Annotated in this window: 23 protein-coding genes and 1 pseudogene; 11 read left to right on the forward strand and 13 right to left on the reverse strand. The window is 57.4% G+C overall.

Features of this window, described 5'->3' with window-relative positions; translation table 11 throughout:
• Positions 1–136: 136 nt before the first annotated feature.
• The 3 genes from AC5JQH_RS03870 to AC5JQH_RS03880 all read left to right on the forward strand — a co-directional run bounded on the left by AC5JQH_RS03870 (position 137) and on the right by AC5JQH_RS03880 (position 4,821).
• Positions 137–2,107, forward strand: a complete 1,971-nt coding sequence (locus AC5JQH_RS03870; RefSeq protein ID WP_053112734.1) for an acetyl/propionyl/methylcrotonyl-CoA carboxylase subunit alpha — start codon at positions 137–139, stop codon at positions 2,105–2,107.
• Positions 2,104–2,931, forward strand: a complete 828-nt coding sequence (locus AC5JQH_RS03875; protein WP_088556694.1) for an SDR family oxidoreductase — start codon at positions 2,104–2,106, stop codon at positions 2,929–2,931. The genes AC5JQH_RS03870 and AC5JQH_RS03875 overlap by 4 nt, the downstream gene beginning before the upstream one ends.
• 63 nt (positions 2,932–2,994) lie before the next feature.
• Positions 2,995–4,821, forward strand: a complete 1,827-nt coding sequence (locus tag AC5JQH_RS03880) for a long-chain-acyl-CoA synthetase (RefSeq protein WP_493805318.1) — start codon at positions 2,995–2,997, stop codon at positions 4,819–4,821.
• Positions 4,822–5,064: 243 nt separating this feature from the next.
• On the opposite strand, the gene AC5JQH_RS03885 is transcribed toward AC5JQH_RS03880, so the two are convergent.
• Both AC5JQH_RS03885 and AC5JQH_RS03890 read right to left on the reverse strand, forming a co-directional pair.
• Positions 5,065–6,045, reverse strand: coding sequence for an NADPH:quinone oxidoreductase family protein (locus tag AC5JQH_RS03885; RefSeq protein ID WP_008174060.1), 981 nt, complete (start codon positions 6,043–6,045; stop codon positions 5,065–5,067).
• A 146-nt stretch (positions 6,046–6,191) separates the two neighbouring features.
• Positions 6,192–6,758: a BLUF domain-containing protein gene (locus tag AC5JQH_RS03890; protein WP_008174059.1), complete on the reverse strand. Its 567-nt coding sequence runs from the start codon at positions 6,756–6,758 to the stop codon at positions 6,192–6,194.
• A gap of 193 nt (positions 6,759–6,951) precedes the next feature.
• Between AC5JQH_RS03890 and AC5JQH_RS03895 the strand changes: the two genes are divergently transcribed.
• The 5 genes from AC5JQH_RS03895 (at position 6,952) to AC5JQH_RS03915 (ending at position 11,635) form a co-directional block, all read left to right on the forward strand.
• Positions 6,952–7,569, forward strand: coding sequence for a trimeric intracellular cation channel family protein (locus AC5JQH_RS03895; protein ID WP_008174057.1), 618 nt, complete (start codon positions 6,952–6,954; stop codon positions 7,567–7,569).
• 151 nt (positions 7,570–7,720) lie between these two features.
• Positions 7,721–9,019: an NCS2 family permease gene (locus tag AC5JQH_RS03900; protein WP_493805319.1), complete on the forward strand. Its 1,299-nt coding sequence runs from the start codon at positions 7,721–7,723 to the stop codon at positions 9,017–9,019.
• Between the two features lie 30 nt (positions 9,020–9,049).
• Positions 9,050–9,592: an adenine phosphoribosyltransferase gene (locus AC5JQH_RS03905; protein WP_008174054.1), complete on the forward strand. Its 543-nt coding sequence runs from the start codon at positions 9,050–9,052 to the stop codon at positions 9,590–9,592.
• Between the two features lie 23 nt (positions 9,593–9,615).
• Positions 9,616–10,278 (forward strand): fumarylacetoacetate hydrolase family protein, encoded by a 663-nt coding sequence (locus tag AC5JQH_RS03910; protein ID WP_053112736.1) that lies wholly within the window; start codon positions 9,616–9,618, stop codon positions 10,276–10,278.
• A gap of 49 nt (positions 10,279–10,327) precedes the next feature.
• Positions 10,328–11,635: an ABC1 kinase family protein gene (locus AC5JQH_RS03915; RefSeq protein ID WP_008174049.1), complete on the forward strand. Its 1,308-nt coding sequence runs from the start codon at positions 10,328–10,330 to the stop codon at positions 11,633–11,635.
• Between the two features lie 3 nt (positions 11,636–11,638).
• Here AC5JQH_RS03915 and AC5JQH_RS03920 read toward each other — a convergent pair whose 3' ends face one another.
• The gene (locus AC5JQH_RS03920; RefSeq protein ID WP_008174047.1) at positions 11,639–12,316 is read right to left on the reverse strand and encodes an SIR2 family NAD-dependent protein deacylase; all 678 of its coding nucleotides are present in this window, start codon (positions 12,314–12,316) and stop codon (positions 11,639–11,641) included.
• A complete protein-coding gene (locus AC5JQH_RS03925) occupies positions 12,316–13,719 on the reverse strand; it encodes an FAD-binding oxidoreductase (protein WP_273157979.1) in 1,404 nt (467 codons plus the stop codon). The genes AC5JQH_RS03920 and AC5JQH_RS03925 overlap by 1 nt, the downstream gene beginning before the upstream one ends.
• A 190-nt stretch (positions 13,720–13,909) precedes the next feature.
• Between AC5JQH_RS03925 and serA the strand changes: the two genes are divergently transcribed.
• Complete coding sequence (serA, locus tag AC5JQH_RS03930) at positions 13,910–15,139, forward strand: phosphoglycerate dehydrogenase (RefSeq protein WP_273157980.1); 1,230 nt, start codon at positions 13,910–13,912, stop codon at positions 15,137–15,139.
• A 66-nt stretch (positions 15,140–15,205) separates the two neighbouring features.
• Here serA and AC5JQH_RS03935 read toward each other — a convergent pair whose 3' ends face one another.
• Together AC5JQH_RS03935 and AC5JQH_RS03940 are read right to left on the reverse strand one after the other, a co-directional pair.
• Entirely contained in the window at positions 15,206–15,853 is a 648-nt protein-coding gene (locus tag AC5JQH_RS03935; RefSeq protein WP_227507921.1) for a YiaD family glycine zipper/OmpA-like lipoprotein, read from the reverse strand.
• A 46-nt stretch (positions 15,854–15,899) separates the two neighbouring features.
• A complete protein-coding gene (locus AC5JQH_RS03940) occupies positions 15,900–16,907 on the reverse strand; it encodes an alpha/beta hydrolase (RefSeq protein ID WP_008174039.1) in 1,008 nt (335 codons plus the stop codon).
• A 94-nt stretch (positions 16,908–17,001) separates the two neighbouring features.
• On the opposite strand from AC5JQH_RS03940, the gene AC5JQH_RS03945 reads away from it, so the two are divergent.
• The gene (locus AC5JQH_RS03945; protein WP_008174037.1) at positions 17,002–17,895 is read left to right on the forward strand and encodes an alpha/beta hydrolase; all 894 of its coding nucleotides are present in this window, start codon (positions 17,002–17,004) and stop codon (positions 17,893–17,895) included.
• Here the strand turns inward: AC5JQH_RS03945 and AC5JQH_RS03950 are convergent.
• On the reverse strand, positions 17,873–18,127 hold the full coding sequence (locus tag AC5JQH_RS03950) for a GIY-YIG nuclease family protein (protein WP_014577843.1): 255 nt from the start codon (positions 18,125–18,127) through the stop codon (positions 17,873–17,875). The genes AC5JQH_RS03945 and AC5JQH_RS03950 overlap by 23 nt on opposite strands.
• A gap of 13 nt (positions 18,128–18,140) precedes the next feature.
• Positions 18,141–19,046, reverse strand: coding sequence for a DMT family transporter (locus AC5JQH_RS03955; protein ID WP_008174034.1), 906 nt, complete (start codon positions 19,044–19,046; stop codon positions 18,141–18,143).
• Positions 19,047–19,217: 171 nt separating this feature from the next.
• On the opposite strand from AC5JQH_RS03955, the gene AC5JQH_RS03960 reads away from it, so the two are divergent.
• Complete coding sequence (locus AC5JQH_RS03960; RefSeq protein ID WP_008174031.1) at positions 19,218–20,321, forward strand: TRAP transporter substrate-binding protein; 1,104 nt, start codon at positions 19,218–19,220, stop codon at positions 20,319–20,321.
• Here AC5JQH_RS03960 and AC5JQH_RS03965 read toward each other — a convergent pair.
• The 5 genes and pseudogenes from AC5JQH_RS03965 to rlmJ (AC5JQH_RS03985) form a co-directional block, all read right to left on the reverse strand.
• Positions 20,295–21,098, reverse strand: a complete 804-nt coding sequence (locus tag AC5JQH_RS03965) for a mechanosensitive ion channel family protein (protein ID WP_008174028.1) — start codon at positions 21,096–21,098, stop codon at positions 20,295–20,297. The two genes, AC5JQH_RS03960 and AC5JQH_RS03965, sit on opposite strands and share 27 nt — an antisense overlap.
• 10 nt (positions 21,099–21,108) lie before the next feature.
• Positions 21,109–22,377, reverse strand: coding sequence for a hypothetical protein (locus AC5JQH_RS03970; protein ID WP_227497830.1), 1,269 nt, complete (start codon positions 22,375–22,377; stop codon positions 21,109–21,111).
• Between the two features lie 32 nt (positions 22,378–22,409).
• Positions 22,410–22,799 (reverse strand): annotated as a pseudogene (rlmJ, locus tag AC5JQH_RS03975) (23S rRNA (adenine(2030)-N(6))-methyltransferase RlmJ); the annotation flags it as partial.
• Between the two features lie 162 nt (positions 22,800–22,961).
• The gene (locus AC5JQH_RS03980; RefSeq protein WP_493805320.1) at positions 22,962–24,263 is read right to left on the reverse strand and encodes an IS1380 family transposase; all 1,302 of its coding nucleotides are present in this window, start codon (positions 24,261–24,263) and stop codon (positions 22,962–22,964) included.
• A gap of 58 nt (positions 24,264–24,321) precedes the next feature.
• Positions 24,322–24,813, reverse strand: coding sequence for a 23S rRNA (adenine(2030)-N(6))-methyltransferase RlmJ (gene rlmJ, locus AC5JQH_RS03985; protein ID WP_493805321.1), 492 nt, complete (start codon positions 24,811–24,813; stop codon positions 24,322–24,324).
• Positions 24,814–24,825: the final 12 nt, after the last annotated feature.

Consider the following 24,825-nt stretch of genomic DNA (forward strand, 5'->3'; position numbering starts at 1 on the left):
GTGCCGTCTGGCTTCCAGAAAATGTCGGCGGCCATGGATGGCCGACGCCAAGCGCACATGGATGTGCTCGTAGCGGTTTTCTGGAAGCCAGACGGCACTCAGCCTCGCGGCTTACTCCAAAGGAGAGAACAAGAACATGTTAAAGAAACTACTAGTAGCCAACCGCGGCGAAATCGCAGTCCGCGTCATCCGCACCGCGAAAGCCCTTGGTTACCGCACCGTAGCTGTCTACTCCGAGGCCGACGCCAGGGCCATGCACGTGGAACTCGCCGACGAGGCCGTCTGCATTGGCCCGGCACAGGTATCCGCCTCCTACCTGAACAGCGATGCAATTCTTGAAGCCGCCCGCAAAACCGGCGCCGACTGCATCCACCCGGGTTACGGCTTCCTCTCCGAGAATGCCGCCTTCGCCAACGCCTGCAAAGACGCCGGCCTGGTGTTTGTTGGCCCTCCCGCCTCGGCCATCGAACTCATGGGCAGCAAGCGCCGATCCAAAATCGCCATGCAGGAGGCCGGCGTGCCAGTGGTGCCTGGCTATGAAGGCGACAACGCCAACGACGACGAACTGATCACCGCCGCCAAAGACATCGGCTACCCCCTCATGATCAAAGCCTCTGCCGGCGGTGGTGGCCGCGGCATGCGCCTGGTTGAGAGTGAATCCGAACTGGCCGACAACATCAAACGGGCCCGTTCCGAATCAAAACAGGCCTTCGGCGACGACGAACTGATCCTGGAAAAAGCCGTGATTGAGCCCCGCCACGTGGAAATCCAGGTGTTTGCGGATCGCCACGGCAATGCGGTCTACCTCGGCGAACGGGACTGCTCAGTACAGCGCCGACACCAGAAAGTAGTGGAAGAAGCACCCTCCCCCTTTGTCACGCCGGAACTACGACAGGCCATGGGTGAGGCTGCAGTCAAAGCGGCTCTGGCCTGCAACTACGAAGGCGCCGGCACCGTCGAGTTCCTGGTCGACAAGCACCGAAACTTCTACTTTCTGGAAATGAACACCCGCCTGCAGGTAGAGCATCCGGTCACCGAACTCATTACCGGCCAGGACTTGGTCGCCTGGCAGCTCAACGTGGCTGAGGGACGCCCGCTGCCGCTCGGCCAGGACGATATTCACCTGAATGGCCATGCCATTGAGGTTCGACTCTATGCAGAAGACCCTGCCCACGGATTCACACCCCAGACCGGACCGCTATACGCCTTTGAACCAGCCGAAGGCGAAGGTTTAAGGTTTGATACCGGGGTACGATCTGGAGATGCTATCACTCCCCACTACGACCCGATGCTGGCAAAAGTAATTGCCTGGGGCCAAAACCGGGATGAAGCCCGCCGGCGGCTGATCCGCTCGCTTGAGGACACAACCGTGTTCGGCGTGACCACCAACCGCCATTTCCTGAGCCGGATTATCGCAGACGAGACTTTCGGGGCCGGCGGGGCGACCACGGCCTTCCTGCAGCAGGCCTTCAAGGACGATCCGTCCCTTCAGCCGCAAAACCTGACCATTCGCCAGTTGGCCCTGGCCGCCTGCGTGCTCGACCATGACATTTCGGGCCAGAGCGCCTGGAGCAATGCGCCGGCCACCATGACCCCCATCAAGCTGGAAACCGGCGACACCACTGTCGAGCTACTGGTGACCCGCAGCGGCAGCCGGTTGTCTGTCAGTATGGGCGAAACCCGGCATTCCCTGGTACTTGAGAGCCAGAGGGATGGCCATTTGTGCATTATCGACAGCGGCGTTCGTCAGGCCTGCCAATATCACCGCCAGGGCGATTCCCTATATTTGCAGGCGTTCGGGCAATCCTGGTCGGTGCGCGATGTTACCCACCAACCAGCCAGGACTGCTGGTGGCGCGGGCAGCGGTCGCATCCAGGCGACCATGGATGGTGCCATCATTGATGTGTTAGTTGAAGCTGGTCAGAGCGTTCACCAGGGCGATACGCTGGTGATACTGGAAGCCATGAAGATGGAGCATCCGGTAAAAGCAGACCGCGACGGCAGAGTCGCCGAGATTCTTGCGAGCAAAGGCGACCAGGTAAAACGCAGTCAGTTACTGGTCCAGATAACCGCCAACGAGACGGCCGAACAGGAGAACGAGGCATGAGTACCATGCGTGATCGTACCGTTTTTATCACCGGCGCCAGCCGTGGCATCGGCCGGGCCATCGCCCTCGCCGCCGCCCGTCAGGGCGCGAACGTAGTGATTGCCGCCAAATCAGACACGCCTCATCCGAAGCTGCCAGGCACGATCCATACGGTGGCGGAGGAAGTTCGGGATGCTGGAGGCAAAGCGCTACCGCTGGTTCTGGATGTCCGGGATGAAAAGCAGATCCGCCAGCGCATTGATGAGGCCGGCGAGCATTTTGGCGGCATCGACGCACTGGTAAACAACGCAGGCGCCATTCGGCTAACCGGTGTGGAAAACCTCAAGGTCAGCCGGTACGACCTGATGCATCAGGTCAATGCCCGGGCCGTCATGGCCTGCAGCCAGGCCGCACTGCCCTGGCTGAAACAGTCGGACCGGGCTCACATCCTGAGCCTGTCGCCGCCTCTGAATCTGAATACCCGGTGGTTCGCCCAGTACGGCCCTTACACCACTACCAAATACGCCATGACCATGCTGAGCCTGGGCATGGCAGAGGAGTTCAGGCGGTACGGCATTGCGGTTAACACGCTGTGGCCGAAAACGCTGATTGCCACGGCAGCCATCGAATTTGAAGTTGGCGGGCCCCAGATGATGGCCCAGGGCAGGAAGCCGGACATCATGGCCGATGCCGCTGTCAGCATCCTCAACCGGTCGTCTGAAACCATGACTGGTCAGAACCTGATCGACGAGGAGCTGCTACGGCAGGACGGTATCACCGACTTCGATCATTACCGGTATGAGCCGGGCGATAAGCCCCTGATGCCGGACCTGTTTCTGGACTGAACCCGAGGCATGCGTTGTTCCGGGCTCAACGTCCACACAATAAAAGGGACCAATGGAAACACCATGAGCCAAGACAACGTATCCGCACTGGACATTGCCCGCAGCCTGCCCGGAATATTCCGGCGTTTGCCGGCCATAACCCGGGGGCTGTATTACTATGCCCTGAAAAACGAGAACCGTGAGCTTACGCTCGGCACACTCATCGAGAACAACGCCCGGAACCTGGGCAGCCGGCCCGCCATTCTGTTTGAAGACCGCTCGATCACATGGAGCGAATTGAATGGCTGGGCTAACCGCATCGCCCGCTACCTGCAGGACCAGGGGCTTGCCAAAGGGGATGCCATTGCGATCTTCCTTGAAAACCGCCCCGAATTGCTGGCCGTGGTAGCCGGCGCAGCCAAACTCGGGGTCGCCTGCGCCATGCTCAACACCTCCCAGAGAGGCAAGGTACTCGAACACAGCATCAACCTGATCGAGCCCAAAATGGTGGTGGTTGGCGAGAAACTGATCGAAGCGTTCGACGGCATAAAGACAGATCTCAAGACCGCCCATCCCCAGCCATTCCAGTTTCTGGCAGACACCAACACGCTGAACGCCTTTGGGGACGCACCGACCGGTTACGCCAACATGGCCGCGCAGGTCAGCACCTTCAACAGCGACGCCCCGGTTCTGAGCGATGCGCCGAAAATGGGCGATACCGCCATCTACCTGTTCACCTCCGGCACCACCGGCCTGCCCAAGGCCGCCCCGGGCTCACACCGCAAATTTATAATGGCCTACGGCGGGTTTGGCCTGATGTCTCTGGCCATGAAGCCGGAGGACGTTCTTTACTGCACGCTCCCCCTTTATCACGGCACCGCTCTGCTGGTCTGCTGGGGGTCCGTCCTGGCCGGCGGCTCCGCCATTGCCCTGCGCCGCAAGTTCTCCGCCAGCGCCTTCTGGGACGACGTTCGCTATTACCACGCCACCACCTTCGGCTACGTCGGCGAACTCTGCCGCTACCTGCTGAACCAGCCACCCAGCGAACAGGACCGGAACCACAGCCTCACCAAAATGATCGGCAACGGCCTCCGCCCCTCCATCTGGAAGGAATTCAAGCAGCGCTTCGGGATAGAGACAGTCGCAGAGCTCTACGCCTCCAGCGAAGGCAACATCGGCTTCAGCAACTTTTTCAATATGGACAACACCGTGGGCTTTTCCACCGCCCCCTACAAGCTGGTGAAATTCCACGACGGCACACGGGATCCAGTTCGTAACGAAAAAGGCTTCATGCAGGAAGTCGCAAAAGGCGAGCCCGGCCTGTTGATCGGCGAGATCACCAAGAAATGGTCGTTCGAGGGTTACACCCAGAAAGAGGCCACGGAAAAATCGATCCTCCGCAACGCTTTCAAGAAGGGGGACGCCTGGTTCAACACTGGCGATGTCCTGAAGGAAATCGGGTGCGGCCACCTGCAGTTCGTCGACCGTATGGGCGATACCTACCGCTGGAAGGGCGAAAACGTCTCAACGACGGAAGTGGAAAACATCATCGACGGCTCGGGGATGGTCGAGGAAGCCATCGTCTACGGCGTCGAGATCCCCGGCTCCAACGGTAAGGCCGGCATGGTGACCCTGGTTCCCCACAGTAATGGCCAAGAGTTCGATGTGAACAGATTATTCGCCTATCTGCGGGACAATCTGCCGGCCTATGCAGTACCGGTGTTTGTGCGCATCACCCACGCCATCGAGAAAACCGGAACCTTCAAATACCGCAAGGTGGATATCCAGAAGCTGGGCTATTCGCTTAGGGACGGCGAGGAAGTCTATGCCTGGTTGCCCGGGACTGATGGGTATACCCTGCTGACGCCGGAGCTGGTTTCGGAGATTGACTCGGGTTCGGTCCGGTTTTGATGATTGGCCTTTTGTCTGGGCCCTAGCCTTATGGATTAGCGGATTGGTGAGGGTGGGCTATTGCGTTATAGTCTTGATACTCAGAGATACCACTGATTCCAGAAGTTGCCGGTTGGAAGCACTTCCCAAAAATGTCGGCGGCCATGGATGGCCGACGCCAAGCGCACATGGATGTGCTCGTAGCGGTTTTTGGGAGGTGCTTCCAACCGGCAACCTCCCAAAGCTTTCAGGCTTCGATAAAACTCAGGAGCCGACTTTAAGCACAACCTTGCCAGTCGCTTTGCGTTCAGTAAGGGCTCCAAGGGCAGAGGCGTAATCCTCGAAGTCATAGACGGCACTGATCTTCGGATCAATCTTGCCCTCGGCATAGAGCTTCATCAGCTCCATCATGTTCTGGGCGCTGGCTTCCGGCTCGCGTTGAGTGAAACTGCCCCAGAATACGCCAACAACGGAACAACCTTTCAGAAGAGTCAAATTTGCCGGGATTTTCGGAATCTCGCCGGCCGCGAAGCCGATGATCAGGTGGCGGCCATTCCAGGCCATGGCGCGGAGAGCCTGTTCGGTGAAGTCACCGCCTACGGGGTCGTAGATGACATCCACGCCTTTGCTGTGAGTAAGCTTCTTCACCGCGTCTTTAAGAGGCTCTTCGGCATAATTGATCAGCTCATCGGCGCCAGCTTCCTTGGCAACCGCTAGCTTTTCCGCCGAACTGGCGGCTGCAATAACCTTTGCGCCCATGGCCTTGCCGAGCTCAACCGTTGCCAGGCCCACGCCACCGCTGGCGCCCAGAACCAGAAGCGATTCGCCAGGCTGAAGGTTGCCGCGCTGCTTGAGGGCATAATAGGAAGTCCCATAAACCATGGTGAAGGCCGCAGCCTTCTCGTCGGACATGCCATCGGGGACGGGGAGAAGATTCTGCTCCGGCACGATGACTTCTTCGGCAAAGGCGCCATAACCTGTCAGCCCAGCAACACGGTCGCCTACCTTGAAGCGGGTTACCTTGTCGCCAACCTCGATAACCTCACCCGCCATTTCGCCACCCGGGGAAAAAGGCAGGCTTGGCTTCAACTGATATTTGTTCTCGATGATGAGGGTGTCCGGAAAATTCAGGCCGGCGGCTTTAACGCGCACTTTGACACCGCGGCCTTTCACTTCGGGGCTGGGAACTTCTTCGATGACCAGCTTCTCGGCCGGACCATATTCCTTGCAGAGGATGGCTTTCATGAGTGCTCCGTTTTTGTTTGATCGGATTCCAGGCGACAGGCGCCTGTGATTGTTATCCGTCAAGCTAAACAGAGTCTTAACATGAAGCAAATAAAGTTCTTTTATCTAAGCGCATAAGCGGCGCTTATTTCTCAGCGCGAGTCCATTCAGAGCATGGTCCCGCCGATCACGAGAGCGCCAACCAAAACCACCCCGGCCACAATCAGGCCAGTTTTCATTCCTGAGGACAGCACCTGAGGCGCGTCGCCGACAGATTTAGGATCATCACGGGTAGACAGATTCTGTTCCTGGCTGGAGTTGCGAACGAGCTCGATCATTTTCTCACACTGTTCAGAGGTGAACGCGGCCGGATCAAAGGATTCAAGTCCCTGATCATCCAGAAATGCCCGAACGTCCCTCGAAAGCGGCACGTATTTCATGGACCAGTTACTGAACGTTCGGCTCTTGAGGGGCTCTTCTATCAAGGTGACGATGTTGCGGTGGCGGTCATCCTTCAGGATCCTGTCATACGTGCGACGGACGGCGTCCTCTTCACCTTCCAGATACTGGAAAAACCGGTCGTTTCCGTAGTAGAGGCCACCGACCAACTGGTCTTTGGCATTGTTCTTACGGGAGGTCATCAGAATTCGTGCAACGTGGGGTTCAACACCCTTTTCCACCGGTTTGGCTTCAAACGTGGCTTCACTGGCATAGGCCAGGCGCATCAGGGACATAGCAACTCCGTACAACAGGATACAGGTAAGTTGAATGCAAGATACGTTCAGAACTGTCGCTATGGATCACAGTCCGGAGGCCCGCGCTTCCTGACACCTATCTGGCCTCAGGTGAAAGCCATCCGCTTTTTCGCTATCCTGCGCGCTTTGACTTTAGGCATCCGGCCACTCCTGGCCTATCTCGGGGCTCGCCATGATCGACATCATCTACGTGCTTGAAATGGTTGGAATCGTCGCGTTTGCGATTTCCGGCATGATCGTGGCGCGCTCCAAAAATATGGATCCTGTGGGCGTATTTACCATCGGCTTCATCACGGCACTCGGGGGTGGCACCCTGCGCGACCTGATCATGGACAACCACCCTCTTTACTGGATCAAGCACGAAGAGCAACCGATGCTGATTCTGGCCATGGCGGTTGTCTTCAGCTATTGGAAAAAAGCAGAGCGGCTGCGGGAGTCAAGAATTGTGTTCCCCGACGCCATCGGACTCGGCGTTTTTTCCATCCTTGGCGCCCAACTGGCCCTGGATCTGGGACATTCCTGGTTTGTCGCTTCCCTGCTGGGAGTGATGACGGGCACCTTTGGCGGCGCCCTGCGGGATACCCTCTGTAACGAGGTCCCCTATATTTTTCGCAAAGACCAGATCTACGCCTCGATTTCATTTGCCGGATGCTGGCTGTACTTTGTCTGCCAGTGGTTCCTCGACAACGAGGTCCTGCCGCTGACCATTGGCCTGCTTTTTATCGTCATCGTGCGGATGTTGGCGGTCCGCTTCGATATCCGGCTCCAGCGTGACTCTCACAGCAACTAACGCCACATTCGCTTTGACGAACTGTCAATCATCCCTTGGCCTCAGGAGGCTGAGCCGGTAATATTGCCGTTTTTTCACGCAATTCAAGAATTCCGTCCAGACCAGCCCCCCAAACACAAACTTTCAGCATCCTGTGAGGCAGACACCCGTCATGCTTGAACGACTGTTCCAACTCCAGGCCCACGGCACCACTGTTCGTAAAGAAGTGGTTGCGGGCATTACCACCTTCCTGACCATGGCGTACATCATCGTGGTCAACCCGAGCATCCTGTCATCGACCGGCATGGATTTCGGGGCTGTCTTTGTTGCTACCTGTCTTGCAGCCGTGATCGGCACCCTGATCATGGGGCTATGGGCCAATTACCCGATCGCCATGGCACCAGGCATGGGGCTCAACGCCTTTTTCTCCTTCACGGTCGTCGGCAGCATGGGCTACAGCTGGCAGATAGCGCTCGGAGCGGTGTTCATTTCCGGCTTCCTGTTCTTCCTGCTGAGCATCTTCAAGGTGCGGGAATGGATCATCAACAGCATTCCCATGTCCCTGCGCTTCGGCATCTCCGCGGGCATTGGCTTCTTCCTGGCCCTGATCGCCCTGAAGAATGCCGGCATTGTTGTGGATCACCCCGCCACGCTTGTGGGGCTGGGTGAAGTGAAAATGGCAGAGAGCCTGCTGTTTTTCGGCGGCTTCGTGCTGATTTGCGCACTGTCCTTCCGCCAGGTAACCGGCGCGGTCATGATTGGTATTATTGCGGTTACCGGCGTTGCCATGGCGTTGGGAATGGTGGAATACAACGGTCTGGTTTCAGCACCCCCGAGCATAGCGCCGACGTTCATGCAGCTGGACCTGGCGGGCGCCCTGAATATCGGCATGGTCAGCGTGATCTTTGCGTTTCTGTTCGTCGATCTGTTTGATACATCCGGCACCCTGATCGGCGCCGCACAGCGCGGTGGTCTCCTCGACAAGGACGGCAAACTGCCGCGCCTTGGCCGGGCCCTGATGTCGGACTCGGTTGCGACCATGTCCGGTGCCGCCCTCGGTACCTCAACCACCACCAGCTACATCGAATCCACCGCGGGCATCTCCGCCGGCGGCCGAACCGGCCTGACCGCTGTCGTGGTTGCCGCGCTGTTTCTTGCTTGTTTGCTGCTGTCACCGATCGCCAGCATCATCCCTGCCTACGCCACCGCACCGGCACTGCTTTACGTGGCGGTTCTGATGGCCAGCGGCCTCAAACTGATTGATTGGGAGGATGTCACTGATGCAGCCCCGGCTGTTGTCACCGCCCTGATGATGCCTTTGACCTTCTCCATTGCCAACGGCATCGCCCTGGGATTCATCACCTACGCCATTCTGAAGGCACTCAGTGGCCGCTGGGCAGATCTGAACGCCAGTGTTGTTATCATTGCGGTTGTGTTTGTTCTGAAATTCATTTTCCTGGATGCGGCCTGATCCGCCTCCAGGGCATTTACCGGAACGTTTATGGATTATTTTTCTGAAAGCATCAAAAAGGCCATTCGCACGGTCCCGGACTGGCCAAAGCCGGGCGTGGCCTTTCGCGATATAACCACGGTACTGCAGGACAAGACTGCCTTCCGTAAACTGATTGATGCCTTCGTACACCGCTACCACGGCCACAAGATTGATGCCGTGGCAGCGGTGGATGCGCGCGGCTTTATCATTGGCTCGGCACTGGCCTATGAGCTCAACGCCTCCCTGGTACTGGTACGCAAGAAAGGCAAGCTTCCGTTCGATACGCTGGTGGAGGACTACGAGCTTGAATACGGTACCGCCTCCGTGGAGCTGCACAAGGACGCTTTCAAGCCGGGCGACAACGTGGTTCTGGTGGATGATCTGATTGCCACTGGCGGCACGATGCTCGCCGCGACCCGTCTGATCCGCAGGATTGGCGCGGAAATTGTGGAAGTGGCAGCCATGATTGATCTGCCCGATCTCGGCGGCTCCCGCAAGCTGCAGGACGAAGGCCTTCAGGTTTATACTGTTTGCTCGTTTGAAGGGGAATAATCAACAGCAATCAGGAGGCGACCATGCCGGATTACCAACACCACTGGAAGGATGGCACACCCGTCCATCTGCCACTGGGAAAGATCGTCTGCATTGGTCGCAACTACGCCGAGCATGCCCGGGAGCTCAATAACCCGGTGCCGGATGAACCGCTGCTGTTCATCAAACCCGCAACCTCGGCGGTGCATATCACCCGCCCCCTGGATTTTCCAAGAGACCAGGGGGCGGTTCACTTCGAGACCGAACTGGCGGTTCTGATCGGTCGCCCCTTGACCCGGGCTTCAGCCAGCGAAGCCGAATCCGCAATACTGGGCTACGGTCTGGCACTGGACCTGACTCTGCGGGATCTACAGGGCAAACTCAAAGAAAAAGGCCAGCCATGGGAAAGAGCGAAGGGGTTCGATGGTGCCTGTCCGCTTTCGCCGTTTGTCGCGGCCGATAAGTTTCCCGATGCCCCCATTCACTTCACAATGGACATTGATGGCAACCGCCAGCAAACCGGCGATACCGGCGATATGCTCAACCCCATCATTCCCCTGATCGCTCACATCAGCAGCCAGTTCACTCTGCTGCCCGGCGATGTGGTGCTGACAGGAACACCAAAAGGCGTGGGCCCGCTGGTTTCTGGCCAGACCCTGTCGCTTGAACTGGAAGACCTGCTGTTCGTGGAGACCAAAGTGGTTTAACGTGCAGGGCCGGCTAAACCCAAATCCGGTCAAAGGCGTACATCTGTTTATGGCAAAGAAACCGGTAACCTCCCGACGTGGTCGCTTCTTCAAACTCGCTGGCATGACTGCCTCTGTGGCAGGGCAATATGCCGGCCAGCGTGCGCGCCGCCTGTTCCGCTCAGAAAATGACGAGGGCGCGCAGAGCGAAAGCTACACACGCATGGCCGACCAGATCGCCGATACCCTGGGCGAGCTGAAAGGGGCGGTCATGAAAGTCGGGCAAATCGCTTCCCAGACCCAGGACTTTCTGCCCAAGGAATTCTCGGACGCGCTCGAGAAGCTTCAGAAAGAAGCCCCGCCCATGCCTTTTGAGGTCATCGTGGGGCAGATCGAATCGGAACTGGGCAAACCGGTCTCCGAGCTTTTCGAGTACCTGCAGGAGACACCCTACGCTGCGGCTTCCATCGGCCAGGTGCATCGCGCCAGACTCCACGATGGCACCGATGTTATTGTGAAAATCCAGTACCCCGGCGTGGACGAATCCTGCGATTCAGATCTCAAGCAACTGCGCATGGCACTGAGATTGGGCGGCCTGCTGAAAATGCCCAAGGAGTCGGTCGACCGGCTGTTCGCCGAAATCCGGGAGCGACTGAAAGAAGAACTGGATTACGAGAACGAAGCACGAAATATCGAACTCTTTCGGGAGTTTCACAAGGATCAGCCCTGGGTGCTCATCCCTTCCGTGGCGAAGAGCCACTCAACCCGACGTGTCCTGACGATGGAACTGGTTGAGGGAGATCACGTCAGCAAGGTTACGAGAGACCGGTACGACCAGGACACCATCAACCTGATAGGTCACCGGATCTTCATGCTCATGGCGGACCAGCTTTTCCGTTTCCAGTGCATCCATGGCGATCCCCACGCCGGCAACTTCGCCTACCGGCCTGATGGCTCCATCGTCATGTACGACTTCGGCTGCGTAAAGAAGCTGAAACCGGAAATCATCGCCGCCTACCGCAACGCCCTGGTTTCTGCCCTCGAGGAAGACTACGAAGCGCTTGACCGTCATCTGATTGACCTGGGCGCGCGTGTCGGAAGCCAGCCAGCCGTGGATGAAGCCTACTACGCTATGTGGCGGGACATTCTGGTGGTGCCCTTTGAGGATCGGGAGGTGCCCTATAACTTCGCAGAAGCCGACATCCACAAGCGCGTGGCCGAGAAAACCAGCACCGTGTTCAAATACCTCGACTACTTCAAGCCGCCGGTGGAAAGCATCTTTATCGACCGGATGATTGCCGGTCATTACTGGATGCTGAAGCGGCTGGGTGTTCAGGCCGCGTTCAGGGAAGAACTGGAAAGGTACCTGAAAGCCTGAACCCTACAGGTAATGGGCAACCCACTCGGCAACACCCTCGACGGCACCCTTGCGAATAAACCGGGCCCGTGACACTGACGCCGGCTCGCCCGGGTCAATCACGGTGATGGGGACATCTCTGTCCACTTCGTAAACCAGTCCTGCAGCCGGGTATACCTGCAGAGACGTTCCCACGATCAGCAGGTGATCGGCCGTGCGGACAACTTCTGCAGCCTTGTCCAGCATGGGCACTTCCTCGCCAAACCAGACAATATGAGGACGAAGCTGGGCGCCACGGTCGCAGGTGTCGCCAGGGTTAATATCACGATAACCGATGTCATAAACCAGCTCCGGATATTTTGAACTGCGCGCCTTGGTAAGCTCACCGTGAAGGTGAATGACGTTGCTCGCGCCACCCCGTTCGTGAAGATCGTCCACGTTCTGGGTGACCACGGTGACCCGGTAGCGCTGCTCAAGCTCCGCCAGCAGCTGATGGGCCCGGTTCGGCTGGGCAGAGGCGAGCTGGCGGCGTCGGTCATTGTAGAACCGCAGCACCAGCTCCTGATTGCGCGCAAACGCCTCGGGCGTAGCCACATCGTAGACGCTGTGCTGCTCCCACAACCCACCGTTGTCCCGGAAGGTGGAGAGACCGCTTTCGGCGCTTATGCCCGCGCCTGTCAGCACTACGATATGATCCTGCATCAGTCGAAAATCTTGCCCGGGTTCATGATTCCGTTGGGATCGAATACCTGCTTGATTCCCCTCAGGTAAGCGATTTCTGCCTCGCTACGGGTGTACTGCAGATAAGGCTTCTTGGTCATACCCACGCCGTGCTCGGCTGACACGCTGCCCTGATAGCGCTCGACAATCTCGAACACCCATTTGTTGACCTGTTGGCACTTCTCGAAGAAATCCTCGTTGGCCATGTCCTCTGGCTTGAGGATATTCAGGTGCAGGTTGCCATCGCCGATGTGCCCGAACCAGATAATCTCGAAATCCGGATAGTGCTCGGTGACCACGGCATCAATTTCCTGCAGGAAGCCCGGCACCTTGGATACGACCACGGAAATATCATTCTTGTAGGGCGTGCGGGGCGCGATGGACTCGGAAATGCGCTCGCGCAGTTGCCAGAGGTTCTGGGCCTGGGTTTCGCTCTGGCTGATCACGCCATCCAGCACCCAACCGTTCTCCACGCATTGTTCAAACAGAGCCATGGCATCGTCCATCACCTGATCGGAGACAGATTCGAACTCCAGCAGCGCATAATACGGCGCCTCGGTTTCAAACGGCGCCTGAACCTGACCGTGGGCCAGCACGTGTCCCATGGCTTGATGGGAGAAAAACTCGTAGGCGGTGAGATCAATCTTTTTCTGGAAAGTCTGCAGCACATCCATGGTGTTGGTCAGGTCATTCAGACCCAGCACCAGCACCGTCAGGTTATCCGGCTTCCGGGACAATTTCATGGTGGCTTCGGTAATAAAGCCCAGTGTGCCCTCAGCGCCGATGAACAGATGACGCAGATCGTAACCCGTGTTGTTCTTCTCCAGATCCTTGTTCAGATCCAGAATATCGCCCTTGCCGGTCACGACCTTGAGGCCGGCAACCCAGTCCCGGCTCATACCATAGCGAATTACCTTGATACCGCCGGCGTTGGTGGAGAGGTTGCCACCGAGCTGGCTGGAACCGGCGGAGGCAAAATCAACCGGATAGTAAAGACCGTTGTCTTCAGCACAATTCTGCAACTGCTCGGTCACAACACCGGCCTCACACCGAACCGTCCTGTCGCTGGCATTGAAGTCCAGAATCTGGTTCATGTTGTCGAACGCCACAACCACCTCACCGTTGGCGGCCACAGCACCGGCACTCAGACCTGTCCGGCCGCCAGAGGGCACCAGCGCCACCTGATTCTCGTTGGCGAACTTCACCAGCGCCTGCACCTGCTCGGTGGTCTTGGGCAATGCGATCGCCAGGGGCTTGGACGGGTAGATCTTGGTCCAGTCCTTGCCGTAGGTATCCAGATCTGCCGGGTCGGTCAGCACCTTGCCGGGCGCGTCGCCGGTGGCCATCAGGTCTTTGAGAGAAGCAATGATCTGTTCAGAATTCATGAATTTTTCGGTCTCGTCAGGTTTGGGCCGGAGCATCCTGCAACAGGAATCACAGACAGTTGATTCAGGCAAACCGGCGCGCTGTGAAAATCTTTGTTTATGGTATCATACCGCCCCTGTTCTGTGAGCCAGCCCTGACGATCACTGGCCACGGGTCATTTCACGTGACGAAAGGTTCGGAAGCAAGCCCATGTCAAATACGTCTCTTGAGAAGAGCAAAATCCGTATCCTGCTGCTGGAAGGCGTGCATCAATCTGCCATTGATACGCTGAATGCTGCGGGCTATACCAACATTGAGTACCTGTCTCACTCGCTGGCCGAGGAAGAGCTGATCGAGAAGATTGCCGATGCGCACTTCGTCGGCATCCGTTCCCGCACCCAGCTGACCGAGAAAGTATTTGAGGCCGCCAAGAAGCTGGTGGCTGTGGGTTGCTTCTGTATTGGCACCAACCAGGTGGATCTGCAGGCGGCCACCCGGCGCGGTATTGCCGTTTTCAATGCGCCTTTCTCCAACACCCGGAGCGTCGCGGAACTCGTTCTCGCCCAGGCCATTCTGCTCCTGCGCGGTGTCCCGGAGAAAAACGCCAAGGCCCATCGCGGCGAGTGGCTGAAATCCGCCAAGGACAGCTATGAAATCCGTGGCAAAAAACTGGGCATTATCGGCTACGGCAACATCGGCACCCAGTTCAGCGTCCTGGCCGAGGGCCTGGGCATGGATGTGTACTTCTACGATGTCGTCTCAAAACTGTCGATCGGCAACGCCACCCAGGTAGGTACGCTCCAGGAGCTGCTCAACATTGCCGATGTGGTCAGCCTGCACGTACCGGAAACCCCGGCCACCAAGTACATGTTCAAGGCCGAGCAGTTCGCCCAGATGAAACCCGGCAGCATTCTCATGAATGCCTCCCGCGGCACCGTGGTGGACATCGACGCCCTGGCCGATGCTCTGGGCAGCGGTAAACTGCTGGGTGCTGCCATTGACGTATTCCCGGTTGAGCCCAAATCCAACGACGAGGAATTTGTCTCTCCGCTGCGGGAGTTCGACAATGTCATCCTGACCCCGCATGTTGGCGGCTCCACCATCGAAGCCCAGGCAAACATCGGTCGGGAAGTGGCAGAAAAACTGGCCATGTACAGCGACAACGGCACGTCGGTTTCTTCCGTGAACTTCCCGGAAGTCGCTCTGCCGTCACACCCCAATCAGCACCGTCTGCTGCATATCCACGAGAACGTTCCCGGCGTGATGTCAGAGATCAACCAGGTGTTTGCAGAGAATGGCATCAACGTTTGCGGCCAGTATCTGCAGACCAAGGAAGACATCGGCTATGTTGTCGTCGACGTGAACAAAGAGTACGGCGAACTGGCGCAGGAAAAGCTGCTCAAAGTGAAAGGGACCATTCGCTGCCGCGTACTGTTCTGATTCATTGCCAGATACAAAAAAACCGGAGCCTTTGCTCCGGTTTTTTTATGGCTGCGAACGCTCTGCTTACTGCATGGGCACCAGCGTCAGCTCAACACGACGGTTCTGCTCACGGCCGGCCGCGGTATCATTTGAGGCAACAGGGTAGCGTTCGCCGTAGCCAACAGCACGGGTACGCTTCGGCTCAATACCCTGGTTCAGTAGGAAGTCACGCACGGATGAGGCGCGACGCTCACTGAGCAGCTGGTTGTAGCTGTCAGAGCCGGAACTGTCGGTATGCCCCTCAATCTGGATGATGGTCTTGTCATACTCCTTCAGCACCAGAGCCACGGATTCCAGTGTTCCGCTGAATGACGGCTTGATGCTCGATTCATTCAGATCAAAGGTGATATTGCCTGGCATCACCAGTTCAATCTCATCGCCGTTGCGCACCACGCGAACACCAGTGCCCTCCAGCTGGCGACGCAGCTCGGCTTCCTGTTTGTCCATGTAGTAACCAACGCCACCGCCAATGGCCGCGCCGCTGGCCGCACCAATCAGGGCACCTTTTCCGCGGTCACTCTTGCTGGAGGTTGCCGCACCGATAGCCGCACCGCCAATAGCGCCGATGATGCTTCCCTTGGTCGCATTCGAAGTTTTCTCTTCACCGGTGTAGGGGTCATAGGTCATACAACCGCCGAGACCGAAAGTTGCCACCATAAATACAAGAATCATCTTCTTCACAGCTTTCTCCTGTGCCTGGTTTCTTCAGCCAACCCGTTTAACGGGTCTTTTCCGCCGAGTTCGTGAATGTATCAATAATGGTATTGAATACGGTTGCCTGCAAATCCTGAGCTTCGTTCACAAGATGATGACGTCCGTCAGGGATTTTCCGTTCCTCAACCGAGGAAAATTTATTCCGGATAATACGCAAATTGTGTTGCCAGTCGACTGTCAGATCCTTCTCACCTTGCACGACGGTCACCGGAAAGTCGACCGGCCGCGCAGATTCAATGTGGGGGACCCATTTTCGGAGTGCACTCACCCAGTCGACATGCACTGCCCTCGCCTGAAGCGGGTCGTACTCCCTCAAGAACCTGAGGAAACGACCGTTGCCACTGTTCTCTGCAAATACCCTGCGCCAGCGGGAAATAAACGGCTTCACCATGCTATGCAGTATTTTTGCGCCCAACCAGCCGGCCGGCCTCACCAGGGGCGCCAGAAGCACCACTTTCCGGAAGTCGGAGGTTTGCTGGCTGTGATGGTTGGACAACAGATAATCAATCAGGATCGCTCCACCGGTGCTCTGCCCAACCGCGAACCAGGGCTGACGCAACTTGTCCCTGACCTGAGCCATCACGTCTGACAGAACGCCCTGATACTCAAGAAAACTGCCAATGGCTGCGGGCGTGCCGCTGGAAAGGCCATGGCCGGGCTGATCGTAGGCCAGCACATCAAACCCGGCTCCCAGGCACCGATCGATCAACTGACTGTACAACCCGACGTGGTCGAAATAGCCGTGCAGAATGAACACCGTGCCACGCTCTGTTGACTGGTCCGGCAATCGGAAATAATGCACCATGACTTCATGACCGCAGGCTTTGACGTAACCCTGATGATAAGCAACGTCCGGATGTTCCACCCAGAGATCCAGCCCATAAAAACGACAATAGGCCACCATTTCATCACTAAGATCACGCGAGCGGGTCGGGTCGAAGGGTTCGAGTCTGTCCAGAAGTGAGTGCCTGTCCCAATCCGGTATTTCTATGGTATCCGTTTTCCAGTACACGTAGAGTTAAACGCCTGTCATGAATGAGTTATCTATTTCGGGGTTTCAATCCTAACCTATAGCGGGCCTAACCCATAGCAGGGGAAAGACACAGATGTTGCAACACGTTTTAGAGAGTGCGTTGCGCCAGACCATGAACCGGCTGGTCAGACCGGTTCTCAACCCGGCGGTACCGGTGCCACTTCAGCGACGCATTGTTCGCCAGGCTTATCGGAGTTCGACACCACCGAGAGGCGCGAAATTCGAGAACATAACCATTGGGGGAGTGCCAGCAACCCGGACAACCTTCGGCAATGATCCCCGGGGCGCCGTTCTCTATCTGCACGGCGGAGGCTACATCATCGGGTCCTCGAGTACCCACCGTGGCATAACCGGGCATCTGGCGAAAACAACCGGCTGCGCCATCGTTACGCCGGATTACCGGCTGGCTCCCGAGTTTCCGTTTCCCGCTGCGCTGGATGATGCCGAAGCCTGTTGGAACGGGCTTCTGGAGGCTGGCCTGAAACCGGACCAGATTGCCGTCGCCGGCGATTCCGCTGGCGGGGGGCTCTCTGTTGCCCTGGCGATGCGACTGCGCGATAAGCGCCTGCAGCTTCCGGCATCGCTCACCGCGTTTTCACCCTGGATAGACCTCACCCAGGAGCAGCTTTATGCGCCGGAAATTGAGCCGGTACTTCAGGCCAGCTGGACCAGCAAGGCCGCCAGGCTTTACGCCGGAAAGGAACCCCTTACCAACCCGTTGATCTCGCCGATCTTCGGGGATTTAAGCGGCCTGCCACCCTTGTTGATCCAGGTAGGCAGCCAGGAAATCCTGCTGAACGACGCCGAACGGCTCGCCGAGGCCGCAAGCCGGAACGATGTGGAAACCCGCCTTGAGGTCTATAACAGTCTTTGGCACGTTTTCCAGGTACACAGTGGTCAGCTGGATCGAGCCACTGCCGCGCTGGAAACCGCAGGCGAACACATCAAACGTCATCTGGCAGACTGAGCTCGCCCCGGGCCAGGGCCTCTTTCCTGGGCCGGGGCCATTGTTTGATGCGCCACTCCAACCGTGAAGCCCGGCTTCTGTCTCCGGCTGGCGCGCTGAACACCAGTTCCAGTGGCCCCTTCCCCCTCAGACTACGCGCGCCCCGGGGAGCGCCTCCCTGATGTTCATTGAACCGCCGCTCAACGTCAGTGGTTATGCCGGTATAGAGCGAACCTCTGGCGGTTCGAACCATGTAGACAAACCAGTCAGCCAAGGTTCAGGGCCTCTTCCCGATCCTTCACTTTTTTCTGCTGAATCCATAGCCCCATCATGATCAGAACCAGGCCAATGTATGTGGAGGGCAGGATATGCTCGCCCAGAATAAAGTAGATGAACACCAGCGAAAGGAACGGAGAGATAAAAATCAGGTTGCTGACTTTCGAAGTATTCTCCGCTTTTTTCATGGCATAGGACCAGAGAACGAAAGCGATACCCATCTCGAACACGCCTACATAGAGCGCTGCAGCCAGCGACGTGCCCGGAGCAAAACTGAGCCCCTCTGTCCACCAGCAAATGAGCAGAATCACCGGCAATCCACACAGGAAATTCAGGAACAGGCCAACCACCGGATCTCGGGTATCCCGTGTGGCGATAATCCAGTAGGACGCCCAGACCACTGTGCTTCCGAGGGCGAGAGAAACGCCAAGTGGATCCTCGAAGCTCAGCGAAGTGACAGCCCCGCGGGTGGCAATCACCACGACCCCGGCATAACAGATCAGGCCCGCGACAATATCCAGTTTGCGTAGCCGGTGCCCCAGAAAGGGTACCGACATATAGGCCAGCACCAGAGCCCAGGTGTAGTTCAGCGGTTGCGCTTCCTGGGCGGGTAGTCGGTCAAAGGCACCGAACAACAGGAAATAGTACAGACAGGGATTGATCAGCCCCATGCCAAAAGACTGGGCATACTGTTTGCGACTGAGCGAGAACACCAGGTGCCAGCGCCCCTGAAGCATCAGGATGACGGCCATCACAACCACAGACGCACTGCACGCAATCAGCAGCATCTGAACGGGCGCGAGCTCTCTGAGCGAGAGCTTGAACGCGGTTGCCACGGTAGACCACAACAGCACCGTGCCAAGGCCATAGAGCATCGCCTGCTTCTGGTTTGTCATTCCCGGCCTCCTGCCCAACACTGAAACTCCATGAACTGTCTCCTAGATGCACTTGATCGTCTGGGTCGACAGTGTAATTCAATCCAACCCCGTAACCCACGGCAGTGCGCATTCTTGTGTTACCTTGTATGGCAATATCAACCAAGGATCGAGAAAACTGGAGTTCCCGTTATGCCCACCGTCCGTTTCAGGTTCTGGCCATTGAGCCTGGCATTGGCCATTGCACTGACCGGTTGTTCAGACAGCCAGACCAGCGGTGAGGACGAGACCGCCGATGTCCCGGAACCCCCCGATTACCCGGTTACCTGGCGTTTTGCCCTTGAGGAGATCGAGGGTAGCGTTCAGCATGCTTATGCCGAAGCGTTGAAGGAACGGATTGAGGAGCGTTCCGACGGCAGGATTGAAATCGATATTTTTCCCTACGGTTCTCTGGGAACCTCGGCACAGCTTACTGAACTGGTTCGCAATGGTTCCATAAGCCTGGCGTTCGCCTCCCCCGGGCATCTTGCCAACACCATCCCTGAAGTCGGTCTCTTCACGCTGCACTATGTTCTTCCGGACGACGCCGACGTTACACGAGAGATTCTGGCCAGCGCAGAATTGCTCGAATTGTTTGAATCGCCCTATGCCAACCAGAACATGAAACTGCTGGGTTTCGTGCCTGAAGGCTGGATGGCCTGGACAGCTAACAAGGCGCTGCGGTCGCCGGAAGACTTCACCGGACAGCGAATCCGAACCATGACCTCCGACATGGCGGAAGAAACCTTCCGGGCCTATGGTGCCGAGCCCAGCCAGATCCCCTATTCCCAGGTATACAGTGACCTGCAGCTGCGCAAGATCGATGGCCAGAGCAATCCGGTTTTCGCCATCGAGGAAATGGATTTCTACGAAGTGCAGACCACCATGACCCTGGCGCGACCGGCCCAGTTCGTCGCTTCAGTGGTCTCGAATCTTGAGTGGTACGACGCCTTGCCCGAAAACCAGCAACAATGGCTCGACAACGGACTCAAGGACGTCGCGCAGATCGCCTGGGAGACTCAGGAGGAGCTGAATCAGACCCGGCTCGAGCAGATGCTGGAAGGGGGCCACATGAAAGTGGTCCGCCTGACCGATTCAGAACGCGAGGCGTTTCGGGAAGCCAGCATGCCGGTGCGTGACATTTACCTCGAGCGCACCGGTGAAAGCGGGCAGCGTATTCTCGGCAGGTTGAATCAATTGATTGAGCAAACGGAAACCCGCAAGCAAAGCTCAGGGGTTTCCGGTGACGGGGACTGAGACAAACCTGACGCCCTCTGAAGCCAACGCACTTGCGCCCTTTGCAGTGAGCTCGGAAATAAACCGGAACTGATCCTTCAACTCGATCGGGTATGCCTTCAGCCGATAACACATGCCCCAGGGTTTGTTGGAGACCACCACCACGACAGGCCGGAACGTGCGGGTAAGAGGACAGGTGTAGGCCACATCCCGCAAGAGCGCCATAACCCGGCTGACGTCATGGTGGGGTTCAAGGTTGAACTCCGCCACGCACATCAGGTTATCCGTTCCGTTGTTGGCGTTGGCAATGAGGGACGCCCAGAGTTTGCCGTGGGGTATCACCACCACGGTATCATCCGGCGTAACAAGTTCCGCGGCTCTGGTGCCAATCGAACGGACCTCTCCGTACTGCCCGTCCACCTCGATCCAGTCGCCAGGCCGATACGGCATTTCGTAGAGGGTTACGATTCCGGCAATCAGGCTGTTCGCGTAATCCTTGAAGGCAAACCCGAGAGCCAGTCCCAGGGCTCCGAAAATGGCAACCATGTTCTCGAACGAAGGTTCCACCAGGATCGGAACCACAACGATGATGGTCACCACGATAATGATCAATCGCAGCAAGGGCACCGACGCCAGGATATAAAACCGGGGCTTGCCCCCGAGTTTAACTGCGATTCTCGGAAACAGCTTCTGTATTACGATGATCAGGCCCGTCGCCAGCAGCACAACCATCAACGATTCCAGCAACGCTTCCGACGTGATCGCTGAAAACGCCTCCCGAATGCCAAGATCACCCATCACTCATCTCCTAGAAAGTGTCGACCGGAAATCCCCAGCTCTGCAAATGCCGACGAATCGAGGGGTATCCCTGAGCGGTGACTTGCCAGCGACCACCAGATGACTGCTGCTCAATCAGATCCGCGCGGGCCAGACGTGCCAGCACAAACCCTGCCTCATGTTCCGCGACCCCTGTTACCAACTGCAGATGAGAGGCGTCCAGTCCATCGTGCAACAGCAGGGCGTGCAATAGCAGGCCAATGTTGTCGCCCTGGCTCTGGGGGACCGCTGGCAAACCCAGTTGATCAAAAGGGATAACCCAGGCCCGGGTGACTGAACCGCCGTCTGAAGAACCCGGGCCGGATTCCTCCGTGCCCGCCTCTTCTTCAGGGCGGGCTCTCAGCGCGCGTCGCCATATGGCCAGCGCAACACCGGGATTACCTCTTGCTACTGAGGCGAGATCCCGGAGAAAGCCACTGTGTTTGCGCTTTTTCCCGTCATTTCCTTCCGTCATCGGCAATACCCAAAGGCCATCGTCTGCCATTCGGGCCGTGATTGAGTAATCACTATCACCGGCAGCAAGGGATTCGAACCATTCACCAAGTTCGACTGCTGCCATCGGCGAAGGTGTCATCGGCGAAAAGTGCGCATCCCTGAAGTAAGAGGACCAGAATTGCCAACACCAGCTCGAGCAACCAATAGCACCAGGAGCAGTGCCTCCCGCGGCAACCCGACGGAGTAATTCCCGAACCAGAGCCAGTCCGGACAGATGGCGCAGCCAGAAATCAGCCAGTTCCGGAATCACCCACGGCCTGGAAAGATCCTGCGTGTCCCACCACTCCCTGGCGCCCTGTTCATCAAGAAGCAGATTCTCGGGTGGCAGGATCAGCGACCACCGGCCCGCCTCGCCCTCTTGCTGCAATTCAAACTCGGGAAAACACTCAAGGGCAGAACGAATACCCGAGAACGGTGGAGCCACCAGTAACGCAACTCTCTTGCCGGAATCATGGTTTAGCCCAAGCTCTTCAAGGGCCCTTGATAGCACTTCCGCCAGCACGCTTGGATCTGGCCGCGGTGCAAAGGATTCAAGCCGGGCGGCTGAAAGTTCCGGAAGGTTATCGAGGCTTTCAAACACTTCCTTTTCTGCAACCACGCCCGCCCGAATCTGGGCCAGGGCATGGCGCAACGCATCTTTGAGTGAACGTCTCACGGACGTTTCAGGCACTTTCCACTGCTCAACCGGAATCAGGCCGCCGGGCATCCACACGGATCCTGCCTTGTTTACTGGCTTATCCTTCAACCTCGTTGCTCCCTTGCTTGCCGTCCTTTCAATTACTCAGGAACCAGCCAACCAATATCGTGAGACAAATTCAAAACGTCCGACCCGGCAACATCGCTCATCATTGCGGCAAACCGGGAGTCAAAACCCCAGGGTGGGTTTACCACCAGCATGCCCGATCCGACCATACCTCGCTCCGGCGGATTATTCAGATGCACCTCACTGCAGAGTATCTTGCGCGCATCAGTGCCCCTGACCGCATCTTTCAACTGTTCCTGCAGGCCACTGGTCAGTATCGGGTACCAGACAAGAAAAATGCCATGACGGCACTTATGCCATGCTTTCCCCAAAGTGTGCGCCACTTCAATGTAGTCGGTTTTGACCTCGTAAGAGGGATCAATCAGCGTCAGCAGGCGCGGCTGTCTGGGAGGCAACTGTCTTAGCCCGGATTTCTCATAGTGCTCCAACAACCTTCGCAGACCAAGCCTGGTAGTGCCAGATCCGAGTGGTCATGGTCGAAGTTGGCGATTATTTAGCCAGTTTCCGGCATTCAGGCACAACTCCCCCTTTCCCCCATTGGTATCGGGCCGGGGGAGCCCGATTATCTACTGGGGCACCAAGCGCTGAACCAGTGCTGAGAGATCGTTCTTGTGTGGATAGCTATCACTCATCAACACCCGTATTCGGCGGGTGTTGCGGATGATGACTGCGCCAACCTTGATCAGCTTCAAGCGCAAGGTGCCGGCACTCATACGTTCGAAGGGCGTGTTTTTCAGATGCACCCGCAAACGCTCGAACAGGGTGTAGGCGAAGCCGGATAAGATCAGCCGCCACTGGTTGGTCCACCAGTGTGTGCTGGAGGTGCGACCGGCAAACAGATCCAGTTGTTGATCCTTGATCCGGTTCTCCATATCACCCCGTGCGCAATACTGTTCGTAGTAGAGCTTGAATCCGTCATCGTAGCGGGAGCTGATAACGAACCGGGGGTTCGGGCCTTGAGGGCCATATTCCAGGCGCGCAACCACCCAGCGTGGCTTATGCCAGCTTCGGGCTTTGTAGCGGAAGCGGAAGGTGCTGGCGAGCTTATGGCCATGAGCCTCGTAGTAGGTCCGGACTTTGTCCATGGCTGGGGCGGCAAGCGCCTCCAGCCGCTGGTTGCGGGCCATGCCTACGATGTAATCCACCTGGTTGCGATCGCACCAGGCCAGCAGTCGGGGCTTGCTGAAGTGGGAGTCGCCCCGGAACACGATCCGGGTCTGTGGCCAATACTCGCGAATAAATCGCACCAGCAGCGCCAGAATGGCCCAACTGTGCCGGGCATCACCCCGGTTGCTGGTGCGCAGATAGCTCACCAGCAAGTGCCGGCCGCAGAAGACGTAAAGCGGGAAGTAGCAGTGATGGTCGTAATACCGGTTAAAGAATTTACCCGGCTGATCCCCATGCACCGGGATATCGGTGCCGTCAAAATCCAGCACGATTTCCTTCGGCGGCTCTTCGTGTTGTTCAATAAAGTGGTGCCAGAGCAGCTCATGGGCCTTCACAATGGTTTGCCGGTCCATTGCCTGTTCCATTCGGCACAGCGTGGATTTGCCAGCCAGAGCGGAGGCGTTACCCGTGGCGGTTTGTAGTGCCTGATCAAAGCGAAGCGCTTCATGATCATTCAGATCTTCGTAGCCGCTGGCCACGCCGTAGACGCGCTGCCGGATCATGGTGTTGAGCCCATGACGAATCATCCGGGGATCCCGCTGGTCGGTCAGAGTCTCGGCCAGCCGTTGGGTTAACCGGTGTTGTTTGTCGACTTCGCGCAGTAACAACACACCGGCATCCGAGGTGATATGGCCTCCGGAGAAATCGGCTTCAATCTGGCGGCGGGAGAGTGGCGAGAAGGTCAGTTTTTGAGGTACCATTTTGGATGCGGCTACTGGTGCTTGGTGGATTGGTTAGGTTCTTGAAACTATAGCACTTTTAGCCGCTTCTTTTTATCCCTTCATGAGAAATCCGGGTTAGCAGACCTGCCAGGCCGTCCTGTCTGAGCACCCGAATCGGAGCCTCGGAAGCCCATTCCGCCAGTTGCTCGCCCTCAGATGGATGCAGTTCAAACAGCGTCAGCGCATCTCCATCCCGTAGAAAATGCTGAAACCACGCAGGAGAACCGGGGTAAACGGACAGTTCACCACCGCCGGCATTGAATCCTTTCAGCACGTCCAGAAACGGCTTCCAGTCCCCGGACAGCAACCGATCTCTGGCGCCCCAAAGTCTCTGAACTCCGTGGTCGGCTTCTCTAGTCTTGCGGGCCCGCTCACTTCGCAGGTCGTATATGGCACTGCCGGCATGGGTATCGAAACAGGCAATACCGGAGGCCTTCGCCCGCATCATGGTCTGGACCAGTGCCAGGGCTCCATGTTTCTGGACATCGGCGAAATTGCCGGCGTGGAAGGCGTGCAAATAACTCAACATACAAGAGTAGCT

The sequence above is a fragment of the Marinobacter sp. H13 genome, from assembly GCF_059072335.1.